This is a genomic window from Eoetvoesiella caeni (assembly GCF_003315175.1).
In the GTDB taxonomy this organism is placed as follows: Bacteria; Pseudomonadota; Gammaproteobacteria; order Burkholderiales; family Burkholderiaceae_B; genus Eoetvoesia; species Eoetvoesia caeni.
In genome coordinates, this window is record NZ_QNRQ01000009.1 from 61568 (window position 1) to 80307 (window position 18740).

The 18740-nt window shown below is 60.6% G+C and carries 18 protein-coding genes; 5 read left to right on the forward strand and 13 right to left on the reverse strand.

Going from position 1 to position 18740, the window contains the following annotated elements; all coding sequences use genetic code 11:
- Positions 1–36: 36 nt before the first annotated feature.
- The gene (locus tag DFR37_RS15455) at positions 37–954 is read right to left on the reverse strand and encodes a polyprenyl synthetase family protein (RefSeq protein ID WP_113934186.1); all 918 of its coding nucleotides are present in this window, start codon (positions 952–954) and stop codon (positions 37–39) included.
- 2 nt (positions 955–956) lie between these two features.
- The gene (locus DFR37_RS15460) at positions 957–1256 is read right to left on the reverse strand and encodes an exodeoxyribonuclease VII small subunit (protein ID WP_113934187.1); all 300 of its coding nucleotides are present in this window, start codon (positions 1254–1256) and stop codon (positions 957–959) included.
- 300 nt (positions 1257–1556) lie between these two features.
- Between DFR37_RS15460 and DFR37_RS15465 the strand changes: the two genes are divergently transcribed.
- A complete protein-coding gene (locus DFR37_RS15465) occupies positions 1557–2699 on the forward strand; it encodes an aromatic ring-hydroxylating oxygenase subunit alpha (RefSeq protein ID WP_113934188.1) in 1143 nt (380 codons plus the stop codon).
- A 10-nt stretch (positions 2700–2709) separates the two neighbouring features.
- Here DFR37_RS15465 and DFR37_RS15470 read toward each other — a convergent pair whose 3' ends face one another.
- Complete coding sequence (locus DFR37_RS15470; RefSeq protein ID WP_113934189.1) at positions 2710–3579, reverse strand: sulfurtransferase; 870 nt, start codon at positions 3577–3579, stop codon at positions 2710–2712.
- 96 nt (positions 3580–3675) lie between these two features.
- Positions 3676–4518: a DMT family transporter gene (locus DFR37_RS15475; RefSeq protein ID WP_180148073.1), complete on the reverse strand. Its 843-nt coding sequence runs from the start codon at positions 4516–4518 to the stop codon at positions 3676–3678.
- 165 nt (positions 4519–4683) lie between these two features.
- On the opposite strand from DFR37_RS15475, the gene htpX reads away from it, so the two are divergent.
- Entirely contained in the window at positions 4684–5568 is an 885-nt protein-coding gene (gene htpX / locus DFR37_RS15480; protein ID WP_113934191.1) for a protease HtpX, read from the forward strand.
- Positions 5569–5650: 82 nt separating this feature from the next.
- Here the strand turns inward: htpX and DFR37_RS15485 are convergent, their stop codons facing one another.
- Positions 5651–6436, reverse strand: coding sequence for a dienelactone hydrolase family protein (locus tag DFR37_RS15485; RefSeq protein WP_113934192.1), 786 nt, complete (start codon positions 6434–6436; stop codon positions 5651–5653).
- 28 nt (positions 6437–6464) lie between these two features.
- Positions 6465–9182 (reverse strand): DNA polymerase I, encoded by a 2718-nt coding sequence (polA, locus tag DFR37_RS15490; RefSeq protein WP_113934193.1) that lies wholly within the window; start codon positions 9180–9182, stop codon positions 6465–6467.
- Between polA and DFR37_RS15495 the strand changes: the two genes are divergently transcribed.
- The gene (locus DFR37_RS15495; RefSeq protein WP_113934194.1) at positions 9181–9861 is read left to right on the forward strand and encodes an LOG family protein; all 681 of its coding nucleotides are present in this window, start codon (positions 9181–9183) and stop codon (positions 9859–9861) included. The two genes, polA and DFR37_RS15495, sit on opposite strands and share 2 nt — an antisense overlap.
- A gap of 40 nt (positions 9862–9901) precedes the next feature.
- Here the strand turns inward: DFR37_RS15495 and DFR37_RS15500 are convergent, their stop codons facing one another.
- A complete protein-coding gene (locus DFR37_RS15500) occupies positions 9902–11494 on the reverse strand; it encodes a phytoene desaturase family protein (protein ID WP_113934195.1) in 1593 nt (530 codons plus the stop codon).
- Positions 11495–11582: 88 nt separating this feature from the next.
- Positions 11583–12365 carry a cyclase family protein gene (locus DFR37_RS15505; RefSeq protein ID WP_113934196.1) on the reverse strand — a complete coding sequence of 261 codons (783 nt, stop codon included), beginning with the start codon at positions 12363–12365 and terminating at the stop codon, positions 11583–11585.
- Positions 12366–12588: 223 nt separating this feature from the next.
- Here DFR37_RS15505 and DFR37_RS23330 point away from each other — a divergent pair, with 223 nt between their 5' ends.
- Both DFR37_RS23330 and DFR37_RS23335 read left to right on the forward strand, forming a co-directional pair.
- The gene (locus DFR37_RS23330; protein ID WP_242341866.1) at positions 12589–13191 is read left to right on the forward strand and encodes a cupin domain-containing protein; all 603 of its coding nucleotides are present in this window, start codon (positions 12589–12591) and stop codon (positions 13189–13191) included.
- Positions 13192–13596: a helix-turn-helix transcriptional regulator gene (locus DFR37_RS23335; RefSeq protein WP_242341865.1), complete on the forward strand. Its 405-nt coding sequence runs from the start codon at positions 13192–13194 to the stop codon at positions 13594–13596. It abuts the gene before it with no gap.
- 13 nt (positions 13597–13609) lie between these two features.
- On the opposite strand, the gene DFR37_RS23155 is transcribed toward DFR37_RS23335, so the two are convergent.
- The 5 genes from DFR37_RS23155 to truB form a co-directional block, all read right to left on the reverse strand.
- Entirely contained in the window at positions 13610–13849 is a 240-nt protein-coding gene (locus DFR37_RS23155; protein ID WP_211317258.1) for a hypothetical protein, read from the reverse strand.
- A 36-nt stretch (positions 13850–13885) separates the two neighbouring features.
- Positions 13886–15133 carry a flavin-containing monooxygenase gene (locus DFR37_RS15515; protein ID WP_211317259.1) on the reverse strand — a complete coding sequence of 416 codons (1248 nt, stop codon included), beginning with the start codon at positions 15131–15133 and terminating at the stop codon, positions 13886–13888.
- A gap of 12 nt (positions 15134–15145) precedes the next feature.
- Positions 15146–15934 (reverse strand): SDR family oxidoreductase, encoded by a 789-nt coding sequence (locus tag DFR37_RS15520; RefSeq protein ID WP_180148068.1) that lies wholly within the window; start codon positions 15932–15934, stop codon positions 15146–15148.
- A gap of 226 nt (positions 15935–16160) precedes the next feature.
- Positions 16161–17981, reverse strand: a complete 1821-nt coding sequence (typA, locus tag DFR37_RS15525; RefSeq protein ID WP_113934197.1) for a translational GTPase TypA — start codon at positions 17979–17981, stop codon at positions 16161–16163.
- Positions 17978–18736 (reverse strand): tRNA pseudouridine(55) synthase TruB, encoded by a 759-nt coding sequence (gene truB / locus DFR37_RS15530; RefSeq protein ID WP_113934198.1) that lies wholly within the window; start codon positions 18734–18736, stop codon positions 17978–17980. The genes typA and truB overlap by 4 nt, the downstream gene beginning before the upstream one ends.
- Between the last annotated feature and the right edge of the window lie 4 nt (positions 18737–18740).

Here is an 18740-nt window from a genome sequence, read left to right on the forward strand (position 1 = left end):
TTGCGGCGGGCAAGGCCGGCCCCCTTGGAACGCGGCCTAGCGATCGCGCCCGACGATGAAGTCGGCCACTTCCAGCAGCCGCCCGGCGGCCTGGCCCAAAGGCAGCAGCGCGGTCTGAGCCTCTTGGCGCAAGACCACCAGCAGTTCACGCGACCCTTCCAGACCCAGCAAGGAAACAAATGTGGGCTTATTGTCGGCGGCGTCTTTACCGGCCGTCTTGCCCAAGACCGAGGTATCGGATGTAACGTCAAGGATGTCGTCCACAACCTGGAACGCAAGGCCCACAGCCTCGGCATAAGATTCAAGCGCGGTCCGCGTCGGCGAACTGGCGCCGGCCACTATGCCGCCCAGCACCACGCTGGCCTGCAACATAGCGCCCGTTTTCATGCCGTGCATGATCTGCAACTGCTCTTGCGACAAAGCCAGCCCAACACTGGCGCAATCGATAGCCTGGCCGCCGGCCATGCCCAGGCTGCCCGCCGCGCGTGCCAGGACCTCGGTGGCCTGAACGATAAGCGCCGGGGCAATCGGCATCTGCGCCAGCAATTCGAATGCCAGCGGTTGCAGGGCGTCGCCCGCCAGCATGGCCGTCGCCTCGTCGAATTGCACATGCACGGTAGGCCGGCCGCGCCGCAAGGCATCGTCGTCCATGCAAGGCAAATCGTCGTGCACCAGGGAATAGGCGTGGATCAGTTCGACCGCGGCAGCAGCATGGTCCAGCGCAATGCACTGGGCCGGAGACAGCACGCCGCCCGACCCGACCGATGCCTCGCCCGCCGCATAGACCAGCGCGGCCCGGACCCGCTTGCCGGCGCCCAGCACAGCATACCGCATGGCCTGGTGCAGCCGCTCGGGCTGCAGGCCCGCCTCGGGCAGGAAACGTTCAAGCACGGTTTCGGCATGCTGCGCCCTTTCTGTAAGCCATGACGAAAAGTTCTGCTGTTGACCGCCCATGCCTAGACCTCGTCGCCTGGGGGCGCGTCGGCCAAAGGCTTCAGCAGATTGCCTTGCAGCACTTTTACCTGCTGTTCGGCGGAATCGAGCAAATTCTGGCAAATTCTGGCCAGTTCGACGCCTTTTTCATACGCGGCAAGCGACTGCTCCAGCGGCAGCGAACCGCCTTCCATCTGGGCAACCAGCGCTTCCAGCTGGGCCAGGGCGGTTTCAAAGTCCTGAGGTAGCGCCTGCGCGCCGTTCTCGTTGCCGGCCCCGGAAGGGCTTGCCTTCTTGCCGCCGGCGTCTTGTTTGTCGACCATTGTCGTGGTGTGTCCCAAAATACGGCCGGCAAATGCCGTCCTGATTTCAATAGCTAAATCAGATTGTACGAGATGCAGGCTGCAGCCCCCAATCGCGGCTGGCAGGCCTTGTTTTTTAAGGAATAAACCGAGTCGCCCTGGACCGTCTCCCCGATTTTGACTCCGCCGGGCCCCGACGCCTTGACCTGGGCATTCCTAAGGTACAATCATTGTCTTTATTTTTCATCGGCCAGGCCGTTTTTCTTCGCACCGAGAGCCAATTGGTTGTAAGCCCGGTTTCATCCAGGCGAGGGGGAATCCATGACCGACATTGGTCGGGAAGCGCACTTTGCGCTGGCGCACGCGCAATTGTCTGTCGATAGTTATTTCGACGAAACGACATTTGCACGAGAACAAGCTCTTATTTTCAAGAACTCCGCCCTTTACGTGGGCCACGAAAAGCTCGTCCCCGAAGTCGGCGACTGGCGTGTGCTTGCGCACGAAAACGCCGGGCGGGTTCTGGTTCGCAACCCTGAAGGGGTCGAGCTGCTGTCCAACGTATGCCGCCACCGGCAAGCCACCATGCTGGGGTTCGCCAACTCCGGCGACGGTCCCCCGGTCGGCCGCGGAAATCTGCGCAGCACAGGCGGAAACATCGTTTGCCCCGTGCATCGATGGACCTACAGCAAGCAAGGCCAGCTGCTGGGCGCGCCGCAGTTCCCGCAAACGCCCTGCACCAGCCTGCAAAGGTTCACACTGAAGAACTGCCATGGGCTGCTGTTTGAAGGCCCGCGCGATCCGGCGCGCGACTTGGCGGCGCTGTTCAAGCGTCCCGAGTTCGATTTCTCCGACTATGTGCTGGACCACGTGGAAATCCACGAGTGCAACTACAACTGGAAAACCTTTATCGAGGTTTATCTCGAGGATTACCACGTCGGCCCGTTTCATCCGGGACTGGGCCGCTTTGTAAGCTGCGACGACCTTAGCTGGGAAATGTCCGACAGCTACAGCCTGCAGCGTGTGGGCATACATAATGCGCTGAACCAGCCCGGCAGCGACATCTACCGGCAATGGCACGAGCGTCTGCTGGACTACCGCGACGGGCAGGAGCCCGATTTCGGCGCTATCTGGGTTACGTATTTTCCTACCCACATGATCGAGCTTTATCCGCATGTGGCGGTTCTATCTACGCTGTACCCCGTCAGTCCGCAAAAAACCGTGAACGTCGTCGAGTTTTATTACCCGGAAGAAATCGCCGCCTTCGAACGGGAGTTCGTTCAGGCCCAGCGCGCCGCGTATATGGAAACCGCCATCGAAGACGATGAAATCGCAGAACGCATGGACGCGGGCCGCAAGGCCCTGATGCTGCGCGGGGTCAACGAATCAGGGCCTTATCAGTCGCCCATGGAAGATGGCATGCTGCATTTTCATTCGTGGTATTGGCGCATGATGAAGGGCGCCTGATTCGCGTTCCTCATTCACTTCCTTTTGCTACCGGCCGGCTGGGGTCGCTGCACCATTCGCTCCATGAGCCCGGATACAACGCCGACCCTTTCAGGCCAGCAAGCTCCATGGCAAACAGGTTGTGGCAAGCCGTAATGCCCGAACCGCATTGATGCACAACCAGGGAAGGGTCGCGCCCGCCCAGCACAGCCTCGAATTCGGCGCGCAAGGCAGCGGCCGGCTTGAACCGCCCATCGGACTGTACGTTCAGGGAGTTGGGGCGATTCAGCGCGCCCGGTATATGCCCCGCCACAGGATCCATGGGTTCGACTTCGCCGCGAAAGCGATTGGCCGCCCGGGCGTCCAGCACCGTAAACGCGGGCGCATCCAGATTCGCCAGCACGGCGGCGGCATCCGCCGTCGGCATCGCAGGGGCCGAACCGTAGTCCAGGGCTTCTAAAGCGCGGGCCTCGGTCAGTGACCCCACATTCACTTTGGTCTCGACCGCGCCGCCGGCGTCCAGCCAGGCCGGCCAACCGCCGTCCAGAACTGCGGATCTTTCGTGACCGAGCCAATGCAGCATCCACCATAAATGAGCAGCGAACATACTGTTGCCGCCGTCGTAGACGACGACTTGCGTTGCCGGCGTCAAACCCTGCAGTTTCATCAAGGCGGCGAACTGGCCAGGCTCGGGCAAAGGATGGCGGCCGTTACGGCCGGTTTTGGGCGCGGCCAACTGGCGCTCGTGGTCGAGATAGATGGCCCCGGGCACATGCCCCTGTTCGTAGGCGCGGCGCCCGGCCTCGTGGTCGGCCAGATCGTGGCGCACATCAAAAACCAGCCAACCCGGCGACTGAAGGCCTTCTTGCAACTGAGGGGCGCTAATCAATAAATCGAACACGGCATTTCTCCTTGATTTCCAGGTTTCGGAATCCCATGAACAAGCCTACCCGAGCGCTAAGTTCTCATCAAGCCCGGCGATATGCTCGAAGGATCGTTAAGTCTTCGCCCTGCCGGCGGCAAAAGTGCGCCAGGTCGACAGCAGGCCCGACGCAATGATGAAGGCCATTCCCGTCCAGGCGACCGCGTCTGGATGGTCGCCCCAAAACACAATGCCCAGCAAGGCTGCAAATATAATGGTCGAGTACTGCAGCGCAGCCGTCAACAAGGCCGAGCCCAGGCCGAAAGCGCGGGTCATGGCCAGTTGCCCCACCATGCCCGAGACGCCCAGGCCGACCAGCGCCAGCCAGCCGGGACCCTTCAGTTCGTGCCAGCCCTCGAAAGCCAGTCCGCCCAGGCTGCTCAGACACACAAAACCGGAAAAAATAAGCACCGTGCGCCATTCCGCTTCGCCCACACGGCCGAGCTCGCGCACTTGCATCATGGCTACCGCGCCCATGGCCCCGCCGGCCAACCCGAACATGGCCGCAAAAAAGTGCTCGTGCTCGATGCTGGGGCGCAGCACGCCGACCACGCCCAAAAAGCCGACCGCAACAGCCAGGACCCGCAACGGGTCGCGGCCGGCGCCGCCCCAAAGAATCAACCCCACGGCAATGAATAGCGGCGAGGTGTAGTTAAGACTGATGGCTGTGGATAGCGGCAGGTGCGATAACGCATAAAACCCCAGCCACATGGCGGTAATACCAGAGAGATTACGCCGGATATGCAGCTTCCAGCTTTTGGGGGGTATACGCCGCTGCGTATACGTGGCCCAGGCATAGAGCAGCAGCACCGAAGGCATGCCGCGAAACAGCACAATTTGCGGCAATGAGGCGCCGTAGTCGGCCGCCGTTTTAATGCACGCCCCCATGATCGCAAACATGGCACTTGCCAACAACATCCATAAAGACTGCATGAAGCACCAGGCCCAAGCCGGAAAGCCAAGAAAGGCATTACTATACTCTGCCCAAACGCCTGTTTGCCCTATGCCTCTTTAAGAGCGGAACTATATCCCCATATAAGCAGTCGTAGAACACTAATCAAAGTTCGCCGGGGAACCACAAAAATGAAACGAATCTTCTTATTTCTGCTTACCAATATCGCCGTCATGGTCGTGCTTAGCGTCACCATGAGCGTGCTGGGCGTGGGCCGCTACCTTACCGCCAATGGCCTGGACCTGACCCAGTTATTGATATTTTCAGCTCTGGTGGGCTTTACCGGCTCGATCATTTCTTTGCTGATAAGCAAATGGATGGCCAAGCGCAGCACCGGCGCGCACGTCATCGACCCGCAGGCGCCGGGCAATGCGCGCGAGGCCTGGCTGGTCGATACCGTACACCAGTTGGCCGACCGTGCCGGCATCGGTCACCCCGAAGTCGCCATTTACCAGGGCGAGCCCAACGCATTTGCCACCGGCGCCTTCAAGAATAACGCCCTGGTGGCCGTCTCGACCGGCTTGCTGGAAAGCATGACTGAAGAAGAAGTGGCCGCCGTTCTGGCACACGAAGTGGCCCACGTGGCCAATGGCGACATGATCACCCTTACCCTGATCCAGGGCGTGGTCAATACCTTCGTCGTTTTTCTTGCACGCGTGGTAGGCTACTTCGTTGACCGGGTAGTGCTGAAGAACGATCGGGAAGGCATAGGCATGGGCTATTACATTACAGTCATTGCGTGTGAAATTGTCTTTGGCATCATTGCCTCGATAATCGTGGCCTGGTTCTCACGCCAGCGCGAATACCGCGCCGATGCGGGATCGGCCCGCCTTATGGGCGCGCGCGACCCGATGATACGGGCGCTGGCCCGCCTGGGCGGATTGCAGCCCGGCGAGCTGCCCAAATCGTTCGAAGCCTCGGGCATCTCGGGCGGCGGAGCGGTCAGCGCGCTGTTCGCCACCCACCCGCCTATCCAGGCCCGCATCCAGGCCTTGCAAGCCGCCCAGCGCCTGTAAGAAGAACATCGGAGGCCGGTTTCACGGTCGCAGCCGGCCGGCTGCGCGGCGGTAACTACCGCAGGGCAGCTGGTTTTCTGAATTACAGATAGGTGCGGAACCACTCCAGCGCCTTGCCCCATCCATCCTTGGCGTCGTCGGCCCGGTAGCTGGGCCGGTAGTCCGCAAAAAAGGCGTGGCCGGCTTGCGGGTACACCACTATTTTCGAGGCCTTGGCCGCCTCGTTGCCCTGCGCCAGAACGCCTTCCATTCTGCGCACGTCCTCTTGCGGAATGCTGGCATCCTGCCCGCCATACAAGCCCAGTACGGGCGCATGCACCGACCCGCCGACGTCCACGGGGTTTTGCTTCTGCAAAGGGCCGTGTCCCGTGGCCAGCTTGCCGTACCAGGCCACAGCAGCCTTGCAGGCCGGGTTGTAGGCCGCATACATCCAGGTAAGGCGCCCGCCCCAGCAAAATCCGGTAACGCCCAAATGCGCGACATTGGCGCCGCGCGCCGCCGCCCAGCGCACACATGCGTCAAGATCGGCCATGACCTGTTCGTCGGGCACCTTGGAAACGATGTTGGCTACCAGTTCGGGAATCTCGGTATATTGCGATGGATCGCCTTGACGCTGATACAGTTCGGCGGAAACAGCCAGATAGCCTTCTTTGGCAAAGCGCCGGCAGACGTCGCGGATATGCTCGTGCACGCCGAAGATTTCTTGTACGACCAGGATGACGGGCACGTTGATGCGCCCCGCCGGAGCCGCATAATAGGCCTTGATCGTACCGTCGAAGGTCATCAAGTCGAACTCGCCCTGCTCCAGGCCATCGACCGGCGTATGAATGGTAGTGTCGGCCTGCCCTGTTGTAGATGAAAAAGACATGTTATCTCCTGATGTAATACCGCGTTTATCAATGCGCCTGTTCCCAGTTGTCCCCGGCTCCGACCTCGGCCACCAGCGGCACGGCCAACTGCGCAACATTGCACATCAGCCCGGGCAGGCACGCGACGACTTCTTCGACCTCGGCGCGGGGCGCATCCAGCACCAGTTCGTCGTGTACCTGCATGACCAGCAAGGTCTTGAGCTTGCGCTCCTGAAGCCACTCTTGAACCGCCACCATGGCCATCTTGATTAAATCGGCGGCCGTGCCCTGCATGGGCGCGTTGATGGCCGCACGCTCGGCGCCGGCCAGGCGCGGCCCCTTGGCGCCGCGAATGTCGGGCAGCCACAGGCGCCGCCCGAACACTGTTTCTACATAGCCAAGTTCGCGCGCCTTGATTTTAGTCTGCTCCATATAAGCCGCAACGCCAGGGTAGCGCGCAAAGTAGCGGTCTATGTACGAGCGGGCCGCGTCGCGGGTGATGCCCAGGCTGGTCGCCAGCCCGAACTCGCCCATGCCGTAGATAAGACCAAAGTTGATGGTCTTGGCAAAACGCCGCTGCTCGGATGTGACGTCTGCCAGCGCAACGCCGAAGACTTCCGAGGCCGTTGCCCTGTGCACGTCCTCGCCATGCTCGAACGCGCTTTGCAAATTTGCGTCGCCCGACACATGCGCCATGACGCGCAGCTCGATCTGGGAATAGTCGGCGGAAACAATCTTGCCCTGGTCGGCAACAAATGCCATGCGCACCCTGCGCCCTTCCGCGGTGCGCACGGGGATATTCTGCAAATTGGGGTCGGACGAGGCCAGCCGCCCCGTGATGACGGCGGCCTGCGCATAGCGGGTATGCACGCGCCCCGTATCGGGGTCTATCATCTTGGGCAGCTTGTCGGTATAGGTGGACTTGAGCTTGGCCAGGCCGCGGTAATCAAGCAAGACTTGCGGCAAGGGGTAGTCTGCGGCCAACCGGCTAAGCACATCTTCGTCTGTCGAGGGCGCGCCGCTGGCTGTCTTGCGCACCACCGGAAGTTGCAAGCGTTGGAAAAGGATTTCTCCCACCTGCTTGGGCGAATTCAGATTGAACGGCTGCCCGGCCAGCTCGTGCGCCTTTTGCTCGAGCCTTAGCATTTCCTGGCCCAGCTCGTGGCTTTGGCGCGCCAGCGCCTGGGCGTCGATGCGGACCCCGTTGTGTTCGATGGTGGTCAGTACCGCCGAAGTCTTGATTTCCAATTGATAGATAGCTTCCAGCCCCGGCTCTGCCGCCACTTTGGGCCGGAGCACATTGTGCAGCTGCAAAGTGAAGTCTGCATCTTCGCTGGCGTAATAACCGGCTTTCTCGAGCTCGACTTCGTCAAAGCAGATTTGCTTGGCGCCCTTGCCGCACAGGTCTTCGTAGGTGGTGCCGGTACGTGCCAGCCAGCGCTCCCCCAGTTCCTGCAAGCCGACCCTGCGATGCGACTCCAACACATAGGCCTGCAGCATGGTGTCTTCGGTAATGCCGGCCAAAGCGACGCCCTCGTTCAGCAGGATATGCGCGTCATACTTGGCGTTATGCAGCAGCTTGGCTGCGGCCGGATTTTCCAGCCAGGGGCGCAGGCGCTCAAGCACTTCTTGCTTGGGCAATTGCACCGGCCTGTCGGGGCCGCGATGCGCCATCGGGATATAGCATGCCACCCCGGGCTCTACCGACAAGGACAGGCCCACCAGGCGCGCCTGCATGGGGTCCAGCGATGTGGTCTCGGTGTCGAGCGCCACCAATTCGGCCGTTTCCAACCTGGTCAGCCAACGCTCGAATGCGGGCCAGTCCTGCACGGTTTCGTAAGCGACTTCGACGGGGGCCGGGGGCGCCTCGGCGGCCACCCTGCTGTCCTGGCTGGGCACGGCTTCGGCGTCCCCGCTCAGTTCGCGCAGCCATGTGCGAAAGCCGTACTCGTCATACAGCTTGAGCAGGGCTTCGCGGTCGGTTTCAGCGGGCACGAGGTCGGACAAATCGGCAGCAAGGAAAGGGATCTCGCAATCGGTCTTGATGGTGACCAGCTTGCGGGTAAGCTCGAAATTGGGAATCGTTTCGCGCAGATTATTGCCGACCACGCCTTTTATGGCTTCGGCATTGGCGATCAGGTTATCCAGGGTTTGGTATTCATTGAGCCATTTGGCCGCCGTCTTTGCCCCCACCTTGGGCACGCCCGGAATGTTGTCGACGTTGTCGCCGGTCAGCATAAGGAAATCGACGATTTGTTCGGGACGCACGCCAAACTTGCGCACTACGCCTTCTATGTCCTGGCGGTCGCCCGACATGGTGTTGACCAGCTCGACGTCTTCGTTGACCAATTGCGCCAGGTCCTTGTCGCCGGTCGAAATAATGGTGCGCATGCCGGCCCGGCTTGCCTGCAAGGCGAGCGTGCCGATGACGTCGTCGGCCTCGACGCCGCTGACGCTGAGCACCCGCCAACCCATTGCCGCCACGGCGCGGTGTATGGGCTCGATTTGGGCCGCCAACTCGGGCGGCATGGAAGGCCGGTCTCCCTTATACAAAGGATAAATATCGTCACGAAATGTAGAGCCCTTGGCGTCGAAAACGCAGGCGGCATAATCTGCCTTGTAATCCTGGACCAGTCTACGTAACATGGCAATGACGCCGTACAGAGCGCCGGTAGGCTCGCCCTTGGCATTTCTAAGATCCGGCAGGGCATGAAACGCCCGATATAAATAGCTGGATCCATCAACAAGCAACAAGGTTTTTTTCATGACAATAAGCAAAGTAGTTCGTACGCCGGCACACCAGCAGATTCCCGTGATTATGTCAGAGATGCAAATCGCTGCGCAGACCCTGCAGGAAATCGGCTGGGGGGTCAGCATTTTCGGCAGCGCCCGCACCCCCGTGGATTCGCCCTATTATGCCCTTAGCGAACAACTCGGCAGGCGCCTGGCCCAGGCCGGCCTGCCCGTCATCGCGGGCGGCGGCCCCGGCATTATGGAAGCCGCCAACAAAGGCGCCTACAACGCGGGCGGCACCAGCATCGGCCTGAACATAAAACTGGCACACGAGAAAAAACCCAATCTTTACCAGACCCATAGCCTGCACTTCGAATACTTCGTGTCGCGCAAAGCTACTTTTTTCATGCACAGCGCCGCATACATCGCCCTGCCCGGCGGCTTCGGCACCCTGGACGAGCTATTCGAAGTCATGACGCTGATCCAAACCCGCAAGGTTCCGCCGGCTCCGGTCATTTTGGTGGGCGTCCAGTTCTGGAGCGGCCTGATCGACTGGATCAAAGAGCAACTGACCACCAATTGTTACATCGACGCCAATTCCCTCGAGATGCTTACCATCAGCGACGACGTCGATGTCATCGTACGGCAGGTCGAAAACTTTTGCGCCGCATATTCTGAACAATTGGGCGACACCGCCATCATGCCCGAGTAAACAGCTTTGCCGAACGGGGCGCTGCGGCGCCCCTGCGGCATCAACGGGCCGGCGCCAGAAGCTCGGCCACCATAAAGCCCGAACCTCCTCCCAAGCCCGGCCCCGGATGCGTGGACGCGCCGATATGGAACACGTTCTTGCACGAAGTGCGATGGCCGCGCGCCCCTTTTGCGCCGGCAAACGGCCGCAACCAGAAAAACTGGTCGGGCGAGCAGACTCCCGAATATGGGTCGCCTCCTACCAGGTTGCAGTTCATGGCTTCGAGGTCGGCGGGCGAGTATGCCCTGCGGCCAAGAATGGAAGCCGACAATCCCGGCATGACGGTTTCGATGCGCGCCTGGATGCGATCGGCCACCGCTTCGCGCAGGGCTTCGGTCCAGCGCCCGTCGGCCGGGACGGGAATCTCGTTGCTGGCGTCACCCTTGACCTGGACCGGCATTTCTTGCAATTGCAGCCATAGAATCCATTTGCCGTCCGGCGCACGCGTCGGATCGACCGCGACCGGCTGGCCTATGGCTATGCTGGAATGGCTGGGCAGCAGGCCGTTGTTGGCCTGAACCACCGAAGCGCAAACGTTTTCCATGCTTTCGGTCAGGTGCACCAAAGGCGCCTTCAGCAGTTCAGGATCCCGCCAGGCCGGAGGCGCATCCAGGGCAAAATGAATTTGCATGCAGCCGCGCCCAAACCGATAGGCCTTGGCCTTGGTGCGCAACTCTTGGGGCGCTTCGGGCAGCAGCTTGCCGTATAGCTGGGGCGGGGTCACGTTGCACACCACGGCCTCGGAGGCCTCGTAGGTCGTACCGCCGGCGACCACGCCAGTGGCGCGGCCGCCCGAGATATTGATGGAGTCGACATGGGTGCCAAGCTGAATGCGGCCGCCGTTTTTTTCAATAATGGCCTGCAAGCCGGCGACGATGTTCTGGCTGCCGCCGCGTACCACCGGCATACCGCCGGCCACCACGGCAGCGAAGGTCAGCTTGCCGATCAGGGCCGAGCAAGCTTCGTCGGGCCCCAGGCCGGTATGCAGCACCCAGGGGGCTATCATGGCGCGCACCATATCGGACTGCAGGCTGCGCTCGGCCCAGCGGCGATAGCTTTCAATGGACTCGGAACCGAACTGCATCAAGCCGTCCATCCCGCGCTTGCGCCACTCCGAAAACAGCAGGCGCATTATCTTCCAGCCGTAGGGCGAGTTACCCAGCAGGCCGAATGTCAGGGCGGCATCCTGGCCGAAGAGCTGTCCGGCCATTGCACCGAACGCCTGCCCATCGCCCGGCGCCACGGCCTCGATGCGGCGCACAGTATCTTCGATGTCCTGGCGCAGCACCAGCGATCGCCCATCGGGGGTGACTATGCCCGTGCTATAGCCGTTCGAGACGAACTCGACACCCGCCTGAGCCAGGTCGTCCTTCAGTTCGGGGTAGGCCCCGCCTGAAACGAACAAGGGGTACCACGAAGACATCACTTCGTGCTGGAAACCGGGGAAGAGCTCTTCGGTGCGTATGCATCCTCCGGCCCTGTCGTTGCGTTCCAGGACCAGGACCGACTTGCCCCGCTTGGCCAGCACGGCAGCGCAAACCAGAGAGTTCATGCCACTGCCGATGACGATGATTTGTGTCTTTGAAGTACTCATACCTATCCTTGACCATGACCCGAAGTAAAGCTCCGGCCTTTTGGCCGGAACTGTTCACTTTTCAACAAGCTGGCGCTGACGCCGGAATTTACGCGCCCAGAACAGCCAGTACGCGCAACGGGCTGCCGGAGCCTTTCTGGATCTTGAGCGGCGCCGAAATAATCACCGCACCGGTAGGCGGCAGCTTGTCCAGGTTGTTCAGGCACTGCAGGCCGTACTTGTTGGCGCCGTGCATGAGGGTGTGGCAAGGATAGGGAACAGGCCACGCATAGGATTGGCCGGCATCGGTATTGATCGTTTCAACGCCGAAGCCGTGCACATTGCGCTCTTTGATCAGCCACTCGACCGCTTCCTGGGTTGGGCCTGGGGTATGGGCGCCGTCTTCCTTCATGTTGACGTAAGAAGCCGGGTTGCTGAGCCGGTGCGACCAGTCGGTGCGGAACAATACCCACGCGCCTTCGGGAATACGGCCATGGGTGCTTTCCCATTGTTTGATGTAGTCGACCGTCAGCAGCCAGTCTTCATTCTTGGCAACCTCTTTGCTGGCGTCGATCACAACGGCCTGGGCAATGAAGTTTTCTGCGCCGATGGTGTCGACCGTGTTATTGGGCTGGTCTTTGCCGCTTACCCAGTGCGCCGGAGCGTCGAAGTGCGTGCCGGTGTGCTCGCCACAGGTAAAGTTGTTCCAGTACCAGGCGGGGCCGGCTTCGTCGTAATGGGAAATGGTTTCCATTTTGAAGGCGGCAACCTGGCCAAATTGGGGCGGCAACTGCAAAGGCGGGAAATCGGGCGACAAAGTGTGGGTAAGGTCGATAATCTGCAACTTGCCTTGCGCCAATTGTTCGACCAGGGAAATAGCGGCGTTACTCATAATATTGTCTCCAAAGTTAATGAAAATTCATCTATTAAATTATGCTGGTTTTCCGTCCGTGCGGGCGGCCCGGGAATACGGTGTTATCCCCTCTTTACAAATTAGTTGCTTTAACCTTAAATTAATACATTAATGCGGCATGAGTCAATTAAATCGTACACGCCAGGCATAGTGCATTGCCGGCAAGCGTTGCCGCGCGCGGCACCACCATAGCGAGGATGCCATGTATCCCCTGCCGAACCAGCCCGGGCAAACCCCAGTCGCGGGCCTTGCGCCCTACCGGCTCTTTCACTCGAAAGACCTCGACGAAACCCGCAGCAACGTGGGGCGCATTTTCAAGCCGCACGCCCTGGGCGTATGCGGCAAGCGCCAGCGGCTTGATGCCCGCATGGACCACCTTGCCATCGGCGGCATTTCGCTGAATCGCCTGCGCTACGGCGCCGACGTCTCTATCGAACCCGAATGCCTCGACGACTTCCTGCTGGTGCAAATGCCCATTGCCGGGTCCGCCAGCATCCAGTGCGGAGCCCGTTCCATCGACTCCAATCCTTTCACCGCCTCGGTGGTTACGCCCAGCCTGCCGCTGCATATGCGCTGGCAAGGCGACTGCGACCAGCTTATCGTGCGCATCGAACGCCGCGCCCTGGAAACCGCCTGCGGTGTACAGTTGGGCCATGCCCTGCCCAAGCCGCTGGAATTCGAACTTGCCATGAACCTGCGCGACGGCGACGGGCTGGCCTGGCACAACCTGGTGCTGTTCCTGGCCACCAGCCAGTTTGCCGATAACGCCGCGCACCACCCACTTATCGCCGCTCAAATAGAATAATTGCTTGTATCCTCGTTATTGCTGGGCCAGCCCCACAACTATCGCGAAGCGCTGCTGCACAACGCCCCAACCCCGCAGCCGGCCTATATTACGCGCGCCCAGGACTACATTGCCGAACACTGCGGCCAACCCATCACCATCAACGACATCGCCGCCCATGCCGCCATCAGCGTGCGCAGCCTGCATGCCGGTTTTCAGCATTACCACGGCACCACGCCCATGGCTTATCTCAAGTTGGTGCGCCTGCAACGCGTACGCGAAGAATTGCTGCGCGCCAGGGCCTCCAACACGCAAACCAGCGTTACCCAGGTGGCCCTGGACTGGGGATTCAGCCATTTCGGCCACTTCTCCAACGCTTATCGACGGCAGTTCAACGAACTGCCGTCGCAGACCCTGCGCGGTTGATCTGCCATTGGAATCAATCTTCTGGCTGCAAGCCGCCCACCGGCATCGCCGGAACCCTTGCACGCTGCCGCTTCAGCAAACGAGTCGTGACCATGCGGTAGTCCTTGGCATTGGGCGGCAGAAGCCACTGCTTGAAGCGCGTCATGCGGCTTACGTCGATGCCGATATCGCCCAGCATCTCGTCGACGTTGTGCATAGAGAACGGAATAATATTCGTACCCCTGGCGTGCTTGCCTTCCGTGCGCTCTTCCATCCACTTCAACCTTTTCTGGATATGAGCCAGCCGTTCTTATTTGGGCGGCAGCTTCAGTTCGCCCATGAGCAGGGTAGCTATCCACAGCGCGGCTATCTCGGCGCTGAGCGGGCTGAAGAATGAAGAGTTATACCCGCAAAACGACAGCCGCTGCACATACATGGGATGGATCTGGTGATACAGCAAAAAGTTGCCGCGCTCGTCGGTCAGCTGCTTTTGCAACTTGTCGGAAAAAAACGGCACCGTTTGCCTGAAGCCTGTGCCGCAGATGACCAGGTCGGCATCCACCGTGCGGCCATCACTCAATTGCGCGGCCGGACGGCCGTTGCGCTCCAATAGCCGCGTTATTTCACATTCGCGCGCTATCTCGGTCCTGCCTTCTTTGACCTGCTGGTAAAGCTCATCGGTGGCCAGGCTGACCGTGCTGCGGGCAATGCGTTCAAACGACCCGGGCGGCACCAGCCCCAGTTGCTTGAGCTTGAGCTGCTTGGTAGCCACCGATTGCAGGCTGGAAACCATATTGTTGCGCAGCGCCTTGCCCAGGCCATGCAAAAATTTCTCGAAGCCCTTGGGCTCGATATACTTGAACAGGCCTTCGCCCAGGCGGGTCAGCATCAAGTACTTGAAGTTGAGCACGTTCATGATCTTGCGCGGCATTTTCCACAAGAGCTCGCGAGCCACGACTATATTGCTTGCGGCGACCTCGCCGACCGCCGCCGCCACGTCGCACGACGACTTGCCGTAGCCGACGACCAGCACGTGCTTGCCGCGCGCTTCTTCCAGATTATTGAAGTCCGAAGTAGCGCACAAGCGCCCTCCCGCTGCCCGGAACTCTTGCGCGCCCTCGTAGGGCGGAATAAAAGGTTCCGAAAAAATGCCGTTGGCCACCACCAGATGCTCGGCGCTGTGCTCGGTCGTCTGGCCGCTGCGCACGTTGCGCACGGTAAGCGTCCAGCCTGAATTGCCCACTGGCTCGGCCGACAGCACCTCGGTTTCCAGGTGAACCAGCGGGTCCAGGTCGAAATGCCTGGCATAAGAAGCCAGGTATTCCTGTATCTGCTGCCCCGAAGGCCATTCAGGGTATGAGGCCGGCATGGGAAAGTCGGAAAGAAAATAAGTGTCTTTATTGTTTTGCGTGCGCAGTCCCGGATAGCGGCGCGATGCGCTCCAGACCCCGCCCACGTCGGCGGCTTTTTCAAACACCTGGACATCGTGCCCGAATTGCTTGAGCACTTTGGCCGAGCTCAGGCCGGCAAAGCCGGCGCCTATGATGGCTATCTTCATGGCTGACTCCTGTTATTCGCAAAGACGGGGGATGGCCGGCACGGCTTGTTCCGGCCCCATGGCGGAATATCCGCCATCCACGGCCAGGTCGGTGCCCGTAATGAAGGAAGCGTTCGACGAGCACAGAAACAAGACGCCTTGCGCCACTTCCTCTGGATTGCCGACGCGGCCGAGCAAATGATACGGAGCGGCAACCTTGTCCGTTTTTTCTCGATTGCCCTGGCTAAGCTCGTCCATGACCCGCGACCAGGTCCAGCCCGGCGAAACCGAATTCACGCGTATGTGATCGCCCGCCAGATCCATGGCCATATTGCGCGTCAACTGGGCCATGGCCGCCTTGCTGACTGGATAGAGCCAACGCCCGGTCTGGGCCACTTTGGCGCTGATGCTGCTGAAATTGACGATGGCCCCGCCGCCCCGCTTGACCATCTCGGGCCGGCAGGCCTTGGCCATCATGACCGCGCCCACGACATTGACGCCGTAGCTGCTCATCCAGTCGTCGCGCGTCGCCTCGATGCCGTTGTCGACATAACTGCACGCCAGGTTCACCAGAAAATCCACGCCGCCAAAGGCCGCGACCGTGCGCTGCACACAATTGGCTATCTGACTGTCGTCGCTGATGTCGGTCTTGACGAACAAGACACCGTCGCCCAGTTCTTTGGCCAACGCGCCGCCTCCGGCCTCGTCGATGTCCGCAATGACCACGCGCGTGCCGCGCGCATGAAACTCCCGCACCAGCGCCGCGCCGATAATCGTGGCGGCGCCGGTCACAATGGCGGTTTTACTCTGTAGCCCTTTCATGATGCTTGTCTCCTTATAAATGTTCTTTGGCATTCATAAGGCTCATTATGCGGATCGCCGCGGCTTTCACTATCCGCCAAATGCCTATCGCTATCCCGAAAATGCAAACAGCCGCAACGTCGAAACGTTGCGGCTGTCGTGACGGCCGTGTTAAACAGCGGCCGTACTGCCTGGACGCGGATTCCAGGCCATGAGCAGGCCGCGATAAAGCGGCTGGCCCTGTGCCCTAGCTGGCTTCGCGCGAGGCGCGGCGGCGCTCGTGCTCTTGCAGGTAGCGCTTGCGCAGGCGGATGGACTTGGGCGTGACTTCCACCAGCTCATCGTCGCTGATGAACTCCACCGCGTATTCCAGCGACATGCGAATTGGCGGCACCAGGTCGATATGCTCGTCCTTGCTGGAAGTGCGGATGTTGGTCAGCTTCTTTTCCTTGATGGGGTTGACCACCAAGTCGTTGTCGCGGCTGTGAATGCCGATGATCATGCCTTCGTACAGATCGTCGCCGGGGCTGACAAACATGCGGCCGCGGTCCTGCAGCTTCCACAGGGCATACGCAACCGCCGCGCCGTTGTCCTGGCTTATCAGCACACCGTTGCGGCGTTCGCCCACGCCGCCTTCGCGCATGGGCGCGTAGTCGTCGAAAATATGGCTCATCAAGCCAGTGCCGCGCGTCAGCGTCAGGAACTCGCCCTGGAAACCGATAAGCCCGCGGGCGGGAATGCGGTATTCCAGCCGGGTACGGCCGCGGCCGTCGGCCTGCATGTCCTGCAGATCGCCTTTACGGCGGCCCAGTTCTTCCATGACGGCGCCCTGGTGGCCGTCTTCGACGTCCACCGTCAACAGCTCGAATGGCTCCATGCGTACGCCGTCGATTTCCTTGAGCAGAACCTGCGGACGCGAGACGGCCAGCTCATAGCCTTCGCGGCGCATGTTCTCGAGCAAAATGGTCAGGTGCAATTCGCCCCGGCCGCGCACTTCGAAAACCATATCGTCGTCGGTAGGGTTGACGCGCAAGGCCACGTTCGACTTGAGCTCGCGTTCCAGGCGGTCGCGCAATTGGCGGCTGGTAACGAACTTGCCTTCGCGCCCGGCCAGCGGCGAAGAGTTCACCATGAAGTTCATGGTCAGCGTGGGTTCGTCGATGCGCAGCAGCGGCAAGGCGTCCTGGACCAATGGGTCGGTCAGCGTGCAGCCAATGCCGATCTCGTCAATGCCGTTGATCAGCACGATGTCGCCTGCCACAGCCTCGTCGACCTGGACGCGGTCCAGGCCATGAAACTGCTGCACCTGGTTGATACGGCCCTTGATGGGTTCGCCTTCGGGACCGAACTTGACCACCACGTCCTGGCCCGGGCGCACGCGGCCCCGGTTGATCCGGCCGATGCCGATCTTGCCTACATAACTGTTGTAGTCCATGGAAATGACCTGCAGCTGAGTAGCGCCTTCGGGGTCGTCCTCGCGCTGGGGCACATGTTCCAAAATAGCGTCAAACAGCGGGCGCATCGTGCCTTCGCGCACGTCGGGCGACAGGCCGGCAAAACCATTCAGCCCCGATGCGTACACAATGGGGAAATCCAGTTGCTCTTCGGTTGCGCCCAGCTTGTCGAACAGATCGAACGTAGCGTTGATGACGTAATCGATGCGCGCGCCGGGACGGTCGACCTTGTTGACCACCACAATGGGCTTCAATCCCAGCGCCAGCGCCTTGCGCGTCACGAAACGCGTTTGGGGCATGGGGCCTTCGACCGCATCCACCAGCAGCAGCACGCCGTCGACCATGGACAGGACGCGTTCTACTTCGCCGCCGAAGTCGGCGTGGCCCGGGGTGTCGATGATGTTGATATGCGTACCTTCGTATTCGACGGCGCAATTCTTGGAAAGAATCGTAATCCCGCGCTCTTTCTCGATATCGCCGGAGTCCATGACGCGTTCGGACAATTGCTGGTTGTCCCGGAACGTGCCCGACTGACGCAGCAACTGGTCGACAAGCGTGGTTTTTCCATGGTCAACGTGAGCAATAATCGCCACGTTGCGCAAAGCGCGATTCATAATTCGTCCTTTAATAATTTGAAGCCAGCCGGCAAGAGGTCGGCAGGCACGGCATCCAGTGCCAATAATGTGGTCTGAGGCGCAGACATGGTTTGCAAAGCATCCAGGGCAATGCCGTCCTTCAATTCAAACGGCCCTACCTGGGTTCGGCGCAAGGCGACCAAATGGGCGCCGCAGCCAAGCTGGCGGCCTATATCCTGGGCCAGGGTCCGGATATACGTACCTTTACTGCACCGCACTAAAACTTGAGCTTCCTGCCCTGTGAAGCTCTCTGTTTCCAACTGATGAATCGTTACTTGCCGGGCGGGCCGCTCCAGCTCTATACCCTGACGGGCGTACTCGTACAACGGCTTGCCATCGCGCTTAAGGGCCGAATACATGGGCGGAATCTGATCGATTTCACCGCGAAATCCAGCCACCGCCGCCTCCAGCGCTTCACGGGTCACGCCCTCGAACGAGGGCGGCGCCTGAAACGTCACATTGCCGGTCAAGTCGCCGCTATCGGTTTCTTCGCCAAAGCGCAGGGTCGCCAGATAGGTTTTATCGGCGTTGAGCATGCTGGCCGAGATCTTGGTAGCCCGGCCGAAGCAGCACACCAGCAAACCCGTGGCGAATGGGTCCAGCGTACCGGTATGGCCGGCCTTGCGTGCGTCCATCGCGCGCTTGGCCCGCTGCAGCGCGTGATTGCTCGACAAACCCTCGGGTTTATCTAGCAACAGGACACCATCGAGCATCTGCCCGCGTCGGGAAGCCATCGTC

Excerpts from the sequence above, each read along its gene's own strand:
- DFR37_RS15455 (WP_113934186.1), bottom strand. The coding sequence starts at position 954 with ATGGGCGGTCAACAGCAGAACTTTTCGTCATGGCTTACAGAAAGGGCG.
- DFR37_RS15460 (WP_113934187.1), bottom strand. The coding sequence starts at position 1,256 with ATGGTCGACAAACAAGACGCCGGCGGCAAGAAGGCAAGCCCTTCCGGG.
- DFR37_RS15465 (WP_113934188.1), top strand. The coding sequence starts at position 1,557 with ATGACCGACATTGGTCGGGAAGCGCACTTTGCGCTGGCGCACGCGCAA.
- DFR37_RS15475 (WP_180148073.1), bottom strand. The coding sequence starts at position 4,518 with ATGTTGTTGGCAAGTGCCATGTTTGCGATCATGGGGGCGTGCATTAAA.
- htpX (WP_113934191.1), top strand. The coding sequence starts at position 4,684 with ATGAAACGAATCTTCTTATTTCTGCTTACCAATATCGCCGTCATGGTC.
- DFR37_RS15485 (WP_113934192.1), bottom strand. The coding sequence starts at position 6,436 with ATGTCTTTTTCATCTACAACAGGGCAGGCCGACACTACCATTCATACG.
- DFR37_RS15495 (WP_113934194.1), top strand. The coding sequence starts at position 9,181 with ATGACAATAAGCAAAGTAGTTCGTACGCCGGCACACCAGCAGATTCCC.
- polA (WP_113934193.1), bottom strand. The coding sequence starts at position 9,182 with ATGAAAAAAACCTTGTTGCTTGTTGATGGATCCAGCTATTTATATCGG.
- DFR37_RS15500 (WP_113934195.1), bottom strand. The coding sequence starts at position 11,494 with ATGAGTACTTCAAAGACACAAATCATCGTCATCGGCAGTGGCATGAAC.
- DFR37_RS15505 (WP_113934196.1), bottom strand. The coding sequence starts at position 12,365 with ATGAGTAACGCCGCTATTTCCCTGGTCGAACAATTGGCGCAAGGCAAG.
- DFR37_RS23330 (WP_242341866.1), top strand. The coding sequence starts at position 12,589 with ATGTATCCCCTGCCGAACCAGCCCGGGCAAACCCCAGTCGCGGGCCTT.
- DFR37_RS23155 (WP_211317258.1), bottom strand. The coding sequence starts at position 13,849 with ATGGAAGAGCGCACGGAAGGCAAGCACGCCAGGGGTACGAATATTATT.
- DFR37_RS15515 (WP_211317259.1), bottom strand. The coding sequence starts at position 15,133 with ATGAAGATAGCCATCATAGGCGCCGGCTTTGCCGGCCTGAGCTCGGCC.
- DFR37_RS15520 (WP_180148068.1), bottom strand. The coding sequence starts at position 15,934 with ATGAAAGGGCTACAGAGTAAAACCGCCATTGTGACCGGCGCCGCCACG.
- typA (WP_113934197.1), bottom strand. The coding sequence starts at position 17,981 with ATGAATCGCGCTTTGCGCAACGTGGCGATTATTGCTCACGTTGACCAT.
- truB (WP_113934198.1), bottom strand. The coding sequence starts at position 18,736 with ATGGCTTCCCGACGCGGGCAGATGCTCGATGGTGTCCTGTTGCTAGAT.